Genomic DNA, 14,816 nt, shown 5'->3' on the forward strand with positions numbered 1-14,816 from the left:
GAGTGACTAACTAACTGTTCTAACAGTAGGAGAACGCCATGGCTGGTTTACTGCCGAACGTCGATCCCGACGGCTTGCTTGAGTACTCAGTGGTCTACACGGACCGCTCCTTGAATCACATGTCACAACAGTTTCAAACGGTGATGCGCGATATTTCTGCCACGTTGAAAGAGGTGTATAACGCGCACGCGGCGGTGATCGTGCCCGGTAGCGGTACCTTTGGTATGGAAGCAGTGGCGCGTCAGTTTGCTCTTGACCAAAAAACGCTGGTCATTCGCAACGGCTGGTTTAGCTATCGCTGGACACAAATTATTGAAATGGGTCGCTTAACTGACCAGCACACCGTACTTAAAGCACGACGCCTGAATGCCGATGAGCCACGCTCCTCCTTTCAGCCTGTGCCCATGGACGAGGCCGTTGCACGGATTCACAGCGAGCAACCCGCGGTAGTATTTGCGCCTCAGGTCGAAACCTCCGCAGGTTTGCTGCTTCCAGATGACTATATTCAGGCGCTAGCGCAGGCAACTCACGCGGTAGGCGGCCTGTTCGTATTGGATGCCATTGCTGCTGGTACCCTATGGGTGGATATGCAGGCACTGGGCATTGATGTGGTAGTGAGTGCGCCGCAGAAAGGGTGGAGTGGCCCCCCCTGCTGCGCCATGGTGATGCTCTCAGAGCGTGCCACCCAGCGCTTGAACGAGACCCAGAGCAATAGCTTCGCCTGTGACCTGGGCAAGTGGCATAGCATCATGCAGGCCTATGAGAACGGTGGGCACGCTTATCATGCCACTATGCCCACAGATGCCTTGCGAACACTGCGCGATATCATGCAAGAGACACGCGACTACGGTTTTGCCAAAGTTAAAGAGGAGCAGCAGGCGATTGGACGTGAAGTACGCGCCATGCTGAAAGGCCACGGATTTGTAAGCGTTGCTGCACCAGGCTTTGAAGCACCCGGCGTAGTGGTGTGCTATAGCGAGGATAGCGGCCTGGTGGGCAAGCTTGCCCAGGCGGGTGTGCAAGTGGCAGGCGGTGTACCGCTGATGTGCGATGAGGGCGACAACTTCCAAACTTTCCGCATAGGCCTGTTTGGGCTGGATAAGCTGCACCATACGGAGCGCAGCGTGGAGAACCTGGAACAAGCAATCAAGGCAGTCTCATAAGGTAGAAAATGCCCGCTAGTGCATAGCTGCATAGCTGCATAGCTGCATAGCTGCATAGCGGGCACGATCATTGAGACTATTGTGATCTAACGCAGTTTATTGCCATTTTGTTCAGCGCTGCTCTCCGCGACTCTTTCCACCGCGACGATGCCAGAGCGGCTGACCACGACCTTCCAGCGCGCCAAATAAGGCGTATCTTCACTGCCCGTTTCACGGATTACCAAGTTGAATAGATGACGCCGCTCCACACTCTCGCGCACCACCTGACCATCTTTGAGCCGGTAGATGTGATGTTTCTCTTTGCTCATTAGGCGGGTCAGCATCGAGAGGTCGATATGCAGCGTTTCGCGGGTGTGTTCATAACCACTGAGAAAGCGCGTTGGCGACATGCGCGAGCTGGAGCGATAGTGCATCACCACCTCGTCACGCTGGGCCACGGTGCGCCGCCGCATCTGCTGAATATCGTCATCCAGAGCGGAATAGCGCTTGTAGTCGAACCACTCAAGTTGCCGCCCTACCAGGGCGTTGCGGGTGGGGTCGATGTATTGGCGACGCCATTTGGGGCGGCCACGGCGCAGCCAGCGCCATAGCGTGTTACGCAGGTCATCTTTGAAGACTTCCCGCAGCGCATAGAGCAGCGCCATGGCCAGCACAAACAGTGCGGTAATATCCCCCAAGGCGTTGCGTAGCTGCAGAACACCCAGCGACACAAACGCCATCACCACCGCCGTGGCCAGCGCTTTGACCGCCTTTTGTTCACCGCTACCCAGCTCCAGGGTACGCTGCTTGAGGGTGATCGGTTGCTCAATCAAGAGCCGCAGCAGGCGCATTTTATTCGACATGCGAGTCGGATCTTCCATGACCCGTTCGGCGTTGTACTCCTGGGCCTGACGGTACTCCCCTTCGCGCTGGCAAATGGTAATAAAGCGCCGCTTGATATCACTAAACGGCCCGCCCCGTGGCATATGCGCGACTAGAGCTAATAGCTGCTGCTCGGTGAACCAGGAGAGGTAGTTGTCGATATTGGCAAAGTATTTATAAAGACGCTCGTCGCTGGGCGGGTTGCGCCGCAGGCGTTTGAGAATGCCGTCACTCAGGTCACTCATTTCCGCGAGCCGTTCGGTCAGTGCGTTGGCCTTCTCATTCCAGGCGTCTGGCTCATCGGTTGGCTCGCGACGCAGCTTACGGGCGTCAGCCAGCAAGGCTTGGGTGGTGCGCTCCAAGGCCCCCACGTATTGATAGGCGTAAAGGCTGAGGCTCAAGCGGTAAGAGTCGCTACCCAACTGGTTACGGCTAGCCAATCGGCTATGCACCAGCGGCAAGTGATACTCGTCGCTGTAGTAAGTGCGCGAGACACTGATCGCACCATGATAAAATGCCTCTTCGGAAATGACGTGAGTGCTCAACCCAAGCTCTTTGGGCACGAACAAATACACATCGAGCGTATGCGAGGTTTCTTCTTTTAGCCGCCGCGATAGGCGCAGTTGGAAGCTATTTTTACGCTCAACGTTGATCACCTCACGAATCTCCTACTTCATTGCCAAACACGATGATATACCATGGTGAGCTCGCCATAGTGGTCTGCTAAACAGAGGCTACGGTTTACTACTTCGCCTTGGAGCTAGGGAATGTCCACCGCCCGTTTTTCACCCTTTGAGCTGCTGCTGCTCAAAAGCCGCAGCCAAGTGGATACGGCCACACTACTACTGCTGGGCTGGGTGCTGGTGCACCGCCAGCACGTCTCGGAAGGCCAGCGGCGTCGCCGCTTGGCCCAGGTGACATCGCAGTTTCGCCACGGACACGAACTGGGGCCGGTGATGAGTATTGCCCACAGCCAAGACCTGCACGCCATTCAGCTGGCCGCCGAGGTGGTACGCAAAGAGTGTTCTAAAGAGCGTAGCCTGAGTGTGATGCACCAAGCGATTACCGTGGCCACGGACGACGGCGATATCTCGCTTGCCAACCATTATATCCTGCGTTTTTTAGCCGATTTGCTAAACGTAGCGCCGGCCACCTTGGGCACGCTTTTTCAGGAACTGACTGGCCAGCCGCTGCGCCAGCCGGAAGACCCGAGCCGCGACGCCTATTGGCAAGCTCACGACCCGGACTACTATGCCCGCAAAGCGCGGGAAGAAGCCGAGGCTGCACAACGCGCCAAGGCATCGCAGGCCGAGCAAGAACAGCAGCAGCGGGCCAAAGCGGATAAACAGCAGGAAAAGAAGCAGAAGCAGCAGGAAAAAAAGCAGCAAAAAGAGGACGCCCGCCGTGCCAAAGCGCGGGCGGAGCAGTCCAGCGCCGAACAGAAAGCGGAGAAGGCCAGAGCCGAGCAAGCGCGTCAGGAGCAGGCACGCCAAGAGCGAGCACGCCAGGAGCAGGCGCGGCAAGAGGAGTCACGACAACGCCAGCAACGTAGCAGCCCACCGCCTCCCGATCGCACCACTCGCGCCCTCGCTGTCCTGGGGCTGACGCCAGGGGCGAGCAAAACCGATGTACGCCGCGCCTATCGCCGCATGGCCCAGCTTCACCACCCAGATCGCTTCTACTCCGATAGCGAGCACCAGGTCGCTCTAGCGTCGGCGCGTTTTCAACGCATCAAAAATGCCTATGATTATTTGATGCAAACCTACTAATCACTACGCTTGGAAAGAGACTTCCTGGATTATGCGCGACCTGTACCAACGCCTCGCCCTGACGCCGGATGCCAACAACCAGCAGATTAAGAGCGCCCTGGCCCGCTGCCCCAATAGCGCACTACGCCAGGATGCTACCTCCGTGTTCGCCGTTGCCCCACACCGGGAAACCTACGACACCCTTCACCACACCCTGAGCGACATTGGGCGCCTGCGCGCCCGGTTGGGCCTAACCCACGGTGCCCATTGGCAGGGCGATGTGGCCAATGATTTTTCGCTGCCGCCGGATAACGCGATCTCCCGCCACGATGAGCTAGTTGACCGCGTCAGTCACGCGGTCTCGCTCTATAACCGCTGGCGTCGCCTGCGGGGGCCATGGTTACTCATCGCCGTTTTCACCGTGGGGGCGGGCATAGGCCTCGCTTTGGGGTTTGCCTTGAGCTTGGGGCTTGGCTTGGGCTGACGTGCCGTGGCGCTCCCGCTCGTCTTGACGGATTTCCGCCTGAGTGGGGCGTGGTGCGGGCTTCGGGGGCGCGGGCTTTTTATGTGGCTCTTCATTGGAAGAAGAATGGCTCTCCTCGCCCCGCTCCATGCTTAAATCGGTGCCGGAGGTGTCTTCCATACGCGACTCAGAGCGTGCTTCCATACTGACACTGAGGCGCGGTACGCCCAGATCAATCTCTTGAGCTTCCATGCGCTGCTTCAGCAACAGATTAAACGCCCTTGATATATCCCACTGCATTTCCGGCGCGGTGCGAAAGCGCATACGCAAAATAGGACAGCCATCCTCGAAGCCTTGCACTCCCTGCATTTCCAATGGCGACCAGATGTAGTGACGCATCATTGGGTCTTTACGCAACTCTTGGGCGGTCTCCTGCATTAGCGTAATCGCATCGTCGATTTTCATATCGTACGGAATGCGGATACGCATCAGCGCGATGCCGAACTGGCGGGACATGTTGTGAATTGACTCAATGCGGCTAAAGGTAATGATATGCACCACACCATCCAAGTCGCGCAGACGCACGGTGCGCAGGGTAAGCCCTTCTACCGTGCCCATATGCCCATTGATCAGCACAAAATCATCGACGGCCAGTGAGTCTTCGATGAGGATAAATATCCCGGTTATCAAGTCTTGCACGAGGGTTTGCGCACCAAAACCAATCGCCAGACCAATGACACCAGCGCCCGCGAGTAGCGGTGTTACGTTAACGCCTAGATTTGCCAACCCAGCAATCACTGCAATAATCAGAATCGCCACGAAGATGACGTTGCGAATCATCGGCGTAATGGTTTGCGCCCGCGCTTGATTCACCCGCCGCCCACGGGAACGTGCAGTGGATGTCAGCGCCCGCTGAATCGCGGTATCGGCAAAAATCCATACCAGCCACGCCAACAGCACGGTAGCGCCCAGGCTTATCAGCGCTTGACCGATACGCGCGCTAGCCACGGCTTGCTGTCCCAGACCAAAAAATGAGCTGCCCCACACCTGCATCGAGAGTTCAGCAAATACCATCCACGTACTGATGTGCGCTAGCACAAAGCCAAAACGCTCTAAACGTTTACGGTATTGGCTGTAGCGATGACGGTGGCGACGCTTGCCCATCCGCTCCGCTTGGCGGCGCAGCAGTCCGACAATCACCAGCGTAAGCACTAATAAGCTAGCTGAAATTATCGAGCGCGCCAGTGCGGTACCCACATCACCGACGGTAATAAAAATCGCCAGCAACGAACCGCTTACCAGCAGCAGGGCGGGTATATGCCAAAGCCCACCTAGCGAGCGAATCATTTCAACGGCCGTGCTGGCTTCACGGCGCTGCTTGAACGGCCGGTTGCAGATCAAGTGGCGTACGGGCCGTTTGAATTTAAGAATAAAGCGTGCCGAGAGTAGCGCTGCAAGCATGTTAGCAAGCATCGAGACTAGGCTTGAGAGTTCGCTACCCAGCATTTCGACCAAGCGGGTAGAGTTGACCGCATCACCAAGTGCAATGAGCGCACCAATCACAAACAGCCCGCGTAAGGCGCTCTGCTGAAGTAGCTGTACGGCAGTAAACCGGTGGCCACGGCTAAAGAACGCGATCACGGTTTCAAATACCACGGAGAGCGCACGCCCGCATAGGCAAATATACGCAACCACCAGCACTAGGATACGCCCTGGGCTATCGGGCAGTACCTGAGCAATCCCTAGCGTAACGGCAAACGCCAGCACCCACGGCAACATGCGGCGTAAAAAGTGCACCACCAGCAGCCAGCCTTTTGGGTCGCGGGGTAGATCCAGCGGCCATTCCCGCCGGGTGGCTACTAATCGGCCAAAGGCCACCATCACCACCAACAGCACTGTCCAAATGATGGCCAGCACAGCACCATCTGCCACCGCCCGAAGTGCTTCGCCCTGGTCCGCATCAGCGTTAAGCGCACGTAAATCTTCAGCACCTTGCGCTAATTGGCGTGACCACTCATCAATGGGAGAGCCGCCCGCTTGAGCCTGCTCGCCAAGATCACTCAGCGTATCCGCAAGCGCCCCGAGTAAGCCTTGACGCACGATGCTCTCATCTTCAGTTGCAGCGTCTGCAGTGACCTGCAGTTCGCGCAGCGACTCAAGCAATTGGGTGCGCTGCTCTTCGCTTTCAAGCATGCCGATGACGTCATTTAGCGAGCTCTGAAAATCTGCCCCACTCACCTCAGTCGATTCTTGCTCAGAGCCGCCGCCTAAGCTTGGCAATGAAACTATCTGAGCGTGTGCTTGGCTTACCGTTATACTCGTCAGCACAAAGAAGACGATGCTTATTACCGTATTGATTAACCAGTGCTGTCGCACATTTTACTCCCGAAAATTAGCGTAAATAGCGCCCTATTTATTGTTTGCTACCGCTATAGTTTAGCGCCCTTAATGCGCTCAGTCTTAACGCTTGACTATGATAGGCTGGTCGCTTAAACGTTCACCTCCAGGATGTTGAGATGACGCTACAAGCTCCGCCTAATCGCTTAAACAGTAACGGGGAAACCCGGCATGTCGGCGTAGAAGTTGAATTTGCTGGCCTGCCACCCCGCGATACTGCATTAATCGTGCGCGACTTGTTTGGCGGGGAGCTTAACGTGGTAAGCCCCCATCGGCTACTGGTAGAGAATACACGCTGGGGAGAATTTGGGATTGAGCTCGACACCCAATATGCACATCCCGATAAATCACTGGTCGACGACTCCCACGCCGAAGACGGCGAGTGGGCACGCTACCAGCACCAACGGCGTGTAGAGTTCCATCAAAAAACCCGTGAATTAATCGGCGACATGGTCACCGGTTTAGTACCTACCGAAATTGTTTGTCCGCCCATCCCGTGGGACGAGCTAGAAGCGCTAGACGTACTATTTGAAGCACTCCGCGTGCATGGTGCGAAGGGCACTGATGCCAGTTTGATGTATGGCTTTGGCTTACACCTCAACCCTGAAGTGGAAGGCTTTGACGTCGACTATTTACTCGCTATGCTGCGCGCCTATTTACTGCTCGCTGGGTGGCTGCGCGACGAAATAAAAGTCGATATCACCCGTGAAATGTTGCCCCATGCCAATCCATTTCCCAAAGATTACACGCTAAAGGTACTGGATAGCCGCTACGCCCCCGATCTCGGTACGTTGATTGACGACTACTTGCACCACAATCCAACGCGCAATCGCGAGCTGGATATGTTGCCGTTATTTACCTATTTACGCCCCGACCATTCTCATAAGCTGTTACATGAGAAGCTCACCAAGCCGCGCCCCACTTTTCACTACCGACTGCCTAACGCGCAGCTTTCGCAGCCTGGGTGGGGGTCGGTGGTGGAGTGGAACCGGTGGGTTGAAGTTGAGAAACTTGCGGTTAATACCGAGGTGCTGCGTGCTCGCTGTGCAGAGTATATTGCCTACCATAACCGGCCACTACTAACCCGGGTGAAAGAGAAATTATCTCGTTGTTCTGCAAAACTGGGGGGCTGGCTGCAGCGTAAGCGCTAAGTCACTCCCTTTTTTGAAGCTATTCGTTTTTATCTAACAATTTATTTTCTCTAACAGTGAGTAATTATCTGCATGTCACGCCCGCTTATCGGTATTACGACCTCTGACCAGAAAAGCCATTTAGCATGGTGGTTCGATTGGTTTGCCGTTTGGCGACACGGTGGTAAACCGCTGCGCCTATCTCCTTCACGGCCACAGCCGGAAAGCTTGGATGGGTTGATCATTGGCGGTGGTGACGATATTCAGGCCCATCTTTACGGCGGCGAGGTGCAGCTGAATGTGCGCCTTGACCCTGCCAGGGATGAGCTGGAGCTTGCGCTGCTTGAACGGTTTATTCCGCTGCATACGCCCGTACTCGGCATTTGCCGGGGTGCGCAGTTAATTAATGTCCACTTAGGCGGTACTCTTGACCCGGATATTTACACCACCCATGAGGGGTTAAAACGACGCCGCACGGTGCTACCGCGTAAAACCGTCGATATTGTCGGGGCTAGCAAGCTGCATCGCCTACTGGGCGTCACATGGTGCCGAGTAAATAGCCTGCATCACCAGGCTGTTTATCAAGCGGGAAGAGGCATTGAGATTGTCGCCCGGGATCGGGATGGCTTAGTGCAGGGCATTGAGTCCCGTGAGCACGACTTTTTAATTGGCGTGCAGTGGCACCCGGAGTGGCTAATTTTCAACCGCCCCCAGCAGCGCTTGATTCGCGCGCTGGTGACGGCATCACAACGTCATGCTAGAAAACGCTCGCAGTTAGCTCAAGACTGCTAACGCGGCCTCGTAATCCGGCTCGTTTTTCAGCTCACTCACCAACTCGCTGTGCAACACGCGGTTGTCGGCATCCAGTACTACCACTGCGCGAGCGCACAAACCTTGCATCGGGCTATTGCACAGTGCCACACCCCACGCTTCAAGGAACTCTGGGTGACGGAAGGTAGACAGCGTTTCCACGTTATCCAGCCCTTCTGCCCCACAAAAGCGCTTGGCGGCAAACGGTAAATCCGCTGACACCACCAATACCACTGTATCGGTAAGCTTAGAGGCCAGTTCGTTAAAGCGCCGTGTAGACATTGCGCAGGTAGGCGTATCAACGCTGGGGATAATATTGAGCACTTTTCGCTTGCCTGCATACGTCTCAAGCGAGACGTCTTGCAGGTCGCTGTTGGTCAGCGCCATTGCAGGCGCCGCTTGGCCTGTTGCTGGCAGCAAGCCAGCGACGTCCATGGGTTCGCCTGCGCGGGTGATCTGTTGCATGATCGACTCCTTATATCGTTAATAATTAACGCGTTCTTACCATTTGAAAAGCCATGGTAGGCTATCTTCATGCCTTTGCGGACTTGTCGCGAAGGACATTGTTCAACGTTTTCGTTTCATTTCACTGAGGTGGTGACATGGCAAGTCTCTTAATAGTTAAAACCGGCGACGCCTTTCCTGAAGTGGTCGACCAGCACGGTGATTTTGAAACACTCTTTGTCAATCAGCTAAGCAGCTCTTTACCCGCGCATTTAGATCTGCAGGTGTGGGATGCCCAGCGCTATTCTGAAGCCCCTGAACTGGAGTCATTAGCGGGCATAGTGATTACCGGTTCGCATAGCATGGTCAGCCACGCTGAACCCTGGAGCGAGGCGCTCAAGCCATGGCTGCAAGCAGCACTGGCTAATGATATTCCCATGCTGGGCGTTTGCTACGGCCACCAGTTAATGGCCGCCGCTTTTGGCGGGGTCAGTGACTATCACCCTGCCGGTCGCGAGTCTGGCACTCGCACCGTAAGATTGACACAGGCAGGCCAACAAGACCCACTATTTAGCCAACTTCCGGAAAGCTTTGCTGCCCACCTTTCCCATGCGCAATCCGTCATGCAAGCCCCTCACGGCACTACCGTGCTGGCCCACAATAGCCATGATGCTCACCAGGCTCTGCGCTACGGCCCTCGCCAGTGGAGCGTACAGTTCCACCCTGAATTCAATGTCCCCGTGATGCGCGCTTACATTGAACGCCAAGGGGCCGCACTGCGCGATCAAGGCGAAGACCCGATCACCCTATCCGCTGAAGTGACGGACTCTCCTGAAGCAACCAGCTTGCTGCAGCGCTTTTTGACGTTTGTATAGCCCTTAGTAATAGCCGCTCACTTACGCTGGTCACGACGCGAGGCTAAGCGATCTGCCAAGCGCGTCGGCTCAGGCAGTTTGGTACGCCCCAGGCAGCGCATCACCCATTCAAGGGATGTTTCAAGGGTGATGCGATGCCCTGGCGACACATACACCGGTTTGACCTTGGCGCGTGAGCGCAGCACCACACCGATCGTCTCGCTGCCCGCATAAAGCGGTGTCACATCACCCCTTTGCTCGCCTACCTCAGCGTGTTTGCCATACAGGCGTGACTTGGCAATGCCGATAGTCGGCAAATCCAGCCACAAGCCTAAATGAGCGGCCACACCTAGCCTGCGCGGGTGGGCAATGCCCTGACCATCGACCATTACTAGTTCCGGCATGTCGCTTAGCTTTTCAAATGCGCCCAGCGCCGCGGGAATTTCACGAAACGATAGCAAGCCAGGAATATACGGCATCCGGGTGGGCTCGCGGTGAACCACTTGCTCCACCACGCTTAAGTCTGGTGCACTGGATGGGTCCCATTTCAATACGACCACCGCCGCCCGGGTTATTTCGCCGCCGTCTTCAAAGCCAATATCCACCCCAGCAATATGCTCAACCGGCGCTAAGCGATCGGAAAGCTCCAAGCGTTTCGCCAACTCTGTTTGTAGTGACCTCGCCTCTCGGGGCGCCAAATTCCATTCATGCAATGGTGCAGGCATATCATCTTCCTTGATTTGGTGAATGGTAAATAAGGTAGCAAAAAAACGCCCCCGCACCAGTAAAGGTGCGGGGGCGTTGAGATGGCCTCAGTTGCCGCTTGGCGGCAGCTGATTAATCCTTATGCGCGTTCGCGACGACGAACCGGCGCATCGCCTTCGTCACGACGGCGGCGCGGTGCGCGCTCAGCCGGGGCGCTGTCTTCGCTAATTTCTAGCGGACGACCGGCCACACGGGCACGGGCCATCTTGGCTAGAATTGTCGAAGGCAAGCCGCTCGGCAGTTCTACGACAGAGAAAGCGTTGCGAATATCGATACGACCGATACGCGCGCCTTCAATGCCGCCTTCATTGGCAAGGGCACCGACTAGCTGACCTGGCTTGACGCCGTCTTTATGGCCAACGGATACGCGGTAGCGCGTCATGCCTTCTGTCGGGCCGCTGCTAGGACGTTCACGACGAGCGCCCGGCTTACCGGCAGGTGCGCCGTCACGCGAGGGCTTCTCTTTACGCGGTGCTTGCAGACGGCCAATCGGAGCTTCGTCAGCACGTGCCATAGCGGCAAATGCACAGGTCAGCTCGATCGGGTCATGGCCTTCTTCAATCAGGCGCTCAATCAAAGCACGCTGCTCTTCTGCGCCTTTGGTTAAGGAAGCGATAACCCGTTTATGGAAGACGTCATCGCGATGGGCGCGAATGGCCGCTTCATCAGGCAATGGCATTTCAGTCATTTTCTGACCGGTTGCCTGCTCCATCCAGCCTACTTTGCGGCCTTCACGGAAACCAGCAAAGGTAATCGCGATGCCGCTACGACCAGCACGACCCGTACGACCAATGCGGTGCGTATACGCTTCCGCGTCTTGGGGCAGGTCGTAGTTGATAACGTGAGTGATACGCGACACGTCAAGACCACGCGCTGCCACATCAGTCGCAATCAATACATCAACTTTGCCACGCTTCAAGCGCGTAATAGTACGCTCACGCAAGCTCTGGTCCAGATCACCCGACAGGCCTGCAGCGTTAACGCCACGTGCAGTCAGTTGCTCAACCAGCGTAGTACAGGCCGCACGAGTACGTACGAAGACGATAGCACCGTCAACCGGCTCGACTTCAAGAATACGCGAAAGAGCTTCCAGCTTAGCGCCGCCATCAACGCGCACAATGCGCTGTTCGATGTTTTCGCCAGTGGTGGTGCCAGACTCAATCGCCACCTTCACTGGGTTAACCAAGTAACGGTTAACAATGCGCTCAATTTCAGTCGGCAAAGTGGCCGAGAAGAACACACGCTGAGCATCTTTAGGGGTATCGGCAACCACGCGTTTTACGTCATCGATAAAGCCCATGCGCAGCATTTCATCAGCTTCGTCCAGCACTAGGGCAGACAAGCCATCAAGCTTCAGGCTACCGCGATCCAGGTGATCAATAATACGGCCTGGCGTACCCACAATTACCTGAGCGCCACGCTTCAATGCGCCTAACTGCTCACGGTACTCTTGACCGCCACAAAGGATCGCAACTTCTAGCCCTTTGAGGTTTTGGCCATACTTACTGAACGAGGCAGCGACCTGCTGCGCAAGCTCGCGGGTCGGAGCCATGACAAGCACTTGCGGTTCGCGACGCTGGAGTTCCAGACGTGACAGCAAAGGCAGTGCGAAGGCAGCGGTTTTACCGGTACCTGTCTGGGCCTGGCCCAGCATATCGCGGCCTTCAAGCAGCGCAGGAATCGTTTGTGCCTGAATCGGCGAGGGTACTAAATAGCCCTGTGATTCAACAGCAGACAGAACAGCAGGCAATAGAGCAAGATCGCCGAAGCTCGGCGAAGCGACAGAAGTCGAGGTCATTAATCACACCTTGGTAGGCCGGCAAGTACCGGCAAAAAACATCATAAGCGTCTCTGACTCTGTCATCGTACAACGACATAAAATGTGGTCATCGTCGATAACAGGCACCGCCCTAGCGGTCAAAGCCATCAATGGAGTCGGAGACGCCGGTCGCACCTAGCATCCGGTTGGCAAACACCGCGTTAACGGGCCAACCGTTGTGGCGACCTGCTGCGCCGATTTCACCCGTGTGGTGAAATACTGGAGGCGCGCCATCTTCACAGCAATGAACATCTAGCAATTGGCGAGATGTTCCCGCAAGCACAACTACAAATAACTATTCACAAAAAATAACTAATATGTAGATCGATGCTTACCGTCATGATGGAGGGGTCAACACATGCGAGGAAGGCGCATACTAACACCGCCTTTAGTTTATGACCAGTTTTTTAACGTCCTTCACCATACCCTGCCTTGCACCATACTGAATCACCCACTTGCACATGTGCTCATTTCGTCTAACCTGATAGACGCCTAATAAAGTTCACTATTCTCAAGGAGCGATGCGATGAACTGGGATCAGATTGAGGGCAAATGGAAAGAGATGAAAGGTAAAGCCCGCTCTAACTGGGGGGAACTAACTGATGATGAGCTAGATCAGATTGGTGGTAAGAAAGATCAGCTTATCGGCAAATTGCAGCAAAAGTATGGCCTTGAGCGTGAAGAGGCCGAGCGCAGAGCCGATGAATGGGCCGACAAGCAGTAGTTACCCATCTGTTATCTATTTAACGTAGCCACAAGGAGAGATGCTATGCGTAAGACAATCCTCACAACCGTTATCGGTACCGCCCTGATGGGCAGTGTTGCTATGAGTGCACATGCTCAGAATGAGCCCCAAGGCATGTACTCTGCCGATGACATTTTAGACGCGGAAGTCTATTTCGCTGGTGGTTCCGGTGAAGAGATTGGCGATGTCGATGACATCCTATTTGATGAAGACATGCGTATTACCGCGCTAGTTATTGAGAGCGGCTCCGTCCTTGGCTTAGGTGGACGTGAAATTGTCGTGAGCACCGACTACTTCACTCTGGAAACCCATACAGAAGGCGATGGCGATACAGAGCATCGTATTATGGTCGAAGCCACCGCTGAAGAAGTCGAAGCTTTCCCTGCCTACGATAACGATTGGTGGGAACAGACCAAAGCTAACGCACGTGATGCTTGGCAAACGACTCAAGAGGGTGCCGAAAGCGCTTGGCAGCGTACACGCGAAGCCGTTAACGCTGACGACTAAGTTCCAAGGTAATGCGATTAGGGCCGCCCATATGGGTGGCCCTTTTTGATTCAAACACGACTCATCCACTATCTGCTTATTTGCGGCGCACGCCCTGCCCTGGTAACCGCTCACGGTCGTGAGACTGTTCAAAATCAAGCAGCGGCCCAGCAGGCACAATACGCGTTGGATTGATCGTATCGTGACTGTAATAGTAGTGACGTTGGATATGATCCATATTGACCGTTTCAGCCACACCCGGCCATTGATAGATCTCTCGTACGTAATTCGAAAGATTGGGATAGTCTTCAATGCGCTTTAAATTACATTTAAAGTGGCCGTAGTAAACCGCATCAAAGCGCACCAACGTGGTGAATAGACGAATATCGGCCTCGGTGAACCATTCGCCTGCCAAATAACGCTGCTGACCCAGCCGCGCTTCCATTCGCTCTAATGCGTCAAATAGCGCCTTAACGTGCTTCTCATAGACCGACTGCTCGGTGGCAAAGCCCGATTTATACACACCGTTATTGATGTTGTCGTAGACATCAGCATTTACTGCGTCAATCACCTCGCGCAGGTCTTCCGGATAGAAGTCCAGGTCATTACCCGTTAGCTCGTCAAACGCCTGGTTGAGCATGCGCAGCAGATCAGCGGACTCATTATTAACAATCGCGCTACGCTGCTTATCCCATAACACGGGCACCGTCACTCGGCCGGTATAGTTCGGGTCTGTCTTGGTATATAGCTGATGATGAAAATCGACACCGTTAATGGGGTCGCCACTGGCGCCCTCGTCTTCCCGATACGTCCAGCCCTGGTCAAGCATCAAGGGACTAACATGGGAAGCGCCTATCAGCGGCTCCAACCCCTTCAGCTTGCGCATAATCAAGGTACGATGGGCCCAAGGGCAGGCAAGCGACACATAGAGGTGGTATCGCCCCTTCTCTGCAGGGTAGCAAGCGCCGTCGGTTTCCGGTTGGTTGCCAACCCAGTCTCTAAGCTGAGCCGACTCGCGCACGAACTCACCACCGTGCTTTTTAGTGTCGTACCACTGGTCTTGCCATTTACCGTCGACCAATAATCCCATGGGGCATCTCCTCAAATAATGTTGACGCTAGCATACGCCCG

Annotated in this window: 15 protein-coding genes; 8 read left to right on the plus strand and 7 right to left on the minus strand. The window is 55.3% G+C overall.

Annotated elements, in window-relative coordinates:
• Window positions 1-38 precede the first annotated feature (38 nt).
• Window positions 39-1,163, plus strand: a complete 1,125-nt coding sequence (locus ACQKE4_RS12745; protein ID WP_427388760.1) for an aminotransferase class V-fold PLP-dependent enzyme — start codon at window positions 39-41, stop codon at window positions 1,161-1,163.
• Between the two features lie 86 nt (window positions 1,164-1,249).
• On the opposite strand, the gene ACQKE4_RS12750 is transcribed toward ACQKE4_RS12745, so the two are convergent.
• Window positions 1,250-2,680 carry a hypothetical protein gene (locus ACQKE4_RS12750; protein WP_062361411.1) on the minus strand — a complete coding sequence of 477 codons (1,431 nt, stop codon included), beginning with the start codon at window positions 2,678-2,680 and terminating at the stop codon, window positions 1,250-1,252.
• 111 nt (window positions 2,681-2,791) lie between these two features.
• Between ACQKE4_RS12750 and ACQKE4_RS12755 the strand changes: the two genes are divergently transcribed.
• Complete coding sequence (locus tag ACQKE4_RS12755; protein WP_230834333.1) at window positions 2,792-3,793, plus strand: DnaJ domain-containing protein; 1,002 nt, start codon at window positions 2,792-2,794, stop codon at window positions 3,791-3,793.
• 31 nt (window positions 3,794-3,824) lie between these two features.
• A complete protein-coding gene (locus tag ACQKE4_RS12760; RefSeq protein WP_427388761.1) occupies window positions 3,825-4,256 on the plus strand; it encodes a hypothetical protein in 432 nt (143 codons plus the stop codon).
• Here ACQKE4_RS12760 and ACQKE4_RS12765 read toward each other — a convergent pair.
• Entirely contained in the window at window positions 4,173-6,611 is a 2,439-nt protein-coding gene (locus tag ACQKE4_RS12765) for a mechanosensitive ion channel domain-containing protein (protein WP_427388762.1), read from the minus strand. The genes ACQKE4_RS12760 and ACQKE4_RS12765 overlap by 84 nt on opposite strands.
• A gap of 140 nt (window positions 6,612-6,751) precedes the next feature.
• On the opposite strand from ACQKE4_RS12765, the gene ACQKE4_RS12770 reads away from it, so the two are divergent.
• Window positions 6,752-7,783 (plus strand): amidoligase family protein, encoded by a 1,032-nt coding sequence (locus tag ACQKE4_RS12770; protein WP_427388763.1) that lies wholly within the window; start codon window positions 6,752-6,754, stop codon window positions 7,781-7,783.
• A gap of 72 nt (window positions 7,784-7,855) precedes the next feature.
• The gene (locus ACQKE4_RS12775; protein ID WP_427388764.1) at window positions 7,856-8,554 is read left to right on the plus strand and encodes a gamma-glutamyl-gamma-aminobutyrate hydrolase family protein; all 699 of its coding nucleotides are present in this window, start codon (window positions 7,856-7,858) and stop codon (window positions 8,552-8,554) included.
• Here the strand turns inward: ACQKE4_RS12775 and tpx are convergent.
• The gene (gene tpx, locus ACQKE4_RS12780; protein WP_427388765.1) at window positions 8,537-9,037 is read right to left on the minus strand and encodes a thiol peroxidase; all 501 of its coding nucleotides are present in this window, start codon (window positions 9,035-9,037) and stop codon (window positions 8,537-8,539) included. The two genes, ACQKE4_RS12775 and tpx, sit on opposite strands and share 18 nt — an antisense overlap.
• A 137-nt stretch (window positions 9,038-9,174) precedes the next feature.
• Here tpx and ACQKE4_RS12785 point away from each other — a divergent pair, with 137 nt between their 5' ends.
• The gene (locus ACQKE4_RS12785; protein ID WP_427388766.1) at window positions 9,175-9,891 is read left to right on the plus strand and encodes a glutamine amidotransferase; all 717 of its coding nucleotides are present in this window, start codon (window positions 9,175-9,177) and stop codon (window positions 9,889-9,891) included.
• Window positions 9,892-9,908: 17 nt separating this feature from the next.
• On the opposite strand, the gene nfi is transcribed toward ACQKE4_RS12785, so the two are convergent.
• From nfi to ACQKE4_RS12800, 3 genes are all read right to left on the minus strand, one after another.
• Window positions 9,909-10,595, minus strand: a complete 687-nt coding sequence (nfi, locus tag ACQKE4_RS12790) for a deoxyribonuclease V (protein WP_427388767.1) — start codon at window positions 10,593-10,595, stop codon at window positions 9,909-9,911.
• A 119-nt stretch (window positions 10,596-10,714) separates the two neighbouring features.
• Entirely contained in the window at window positions 10,715-12,433 is a 1,719-nt protein-coding gene (locus ACQKE4_RS12795) for a DEAD/DEAH box helicase (protein WP_427388768.1), read from the minus strand.
• 112 nt (window positions 12,434-12,545) lie between these two features.
• Complete coding sequence (locus ACQKE4_RS12800; RefSeq protein ID WP_427388769.1) at window positions 12,546-12,713, minus strand: hypothetical protein; 168 nt, start codon at window positions 12,711-12,713, stop codon at window positions 12,546-12,548.
• Window positions 12,714-12,980: 267 nt separating this feature from the next.
• On the opposite strand from ACQKE4_RS12800, the gene ACQKE4_RS12805 reads away from it, so the two are divergent.
• Entirely contained in the window at window positions 12,981-13,178 is a 198-nt protein-coding gene (locus ACQKE4_RS12805; RefSeq protein ID WP_427388770.1) for a CsbD family protein, read from the plus strand.
• Between the two features lie 45 nt (window positions 13,179-13,223).
• Entirely contained in the window at window positions 13,224-13,706 is a 483-nt protein-coding gene (locus tag ACQKE4_RS12810; RefSeq protein WP_427388772.1) for a PRC-barrel domain-containing protein, read from the plus strand.
• Between the two features lie 76 nt (window positions 13,707-13,782).
• Here ACQKE4_RS12810 and ACQKE4_RS12815 read toward each other — a convergent pair whose 3' ends face one another.
• Window positions 13,783-14,775 carry a glutathione S-transferase family protein gene (locus ACQKE4_RS12815; protein ID WP_427388773.1) on the minus strand — a complete coding sequence of 331 codons (993 nt, stop codon included), beginning with the start codon at window positions 14,773-14,775 and terminating at the stop codon, window positions 13,783-13,785.
• Window positions 14,776-14,816: the final 41 nt, after the last annotated feature.

Origin of the sequence: Halomonas sp. NPDC076908, from assembly GCF_050269715.1 — a bacterium.
GTDB lineage: Bacteria > Pseudomonadota > Gammaproteobacteria > Pseudomonadales > Halomonadaceae > Vreelandella.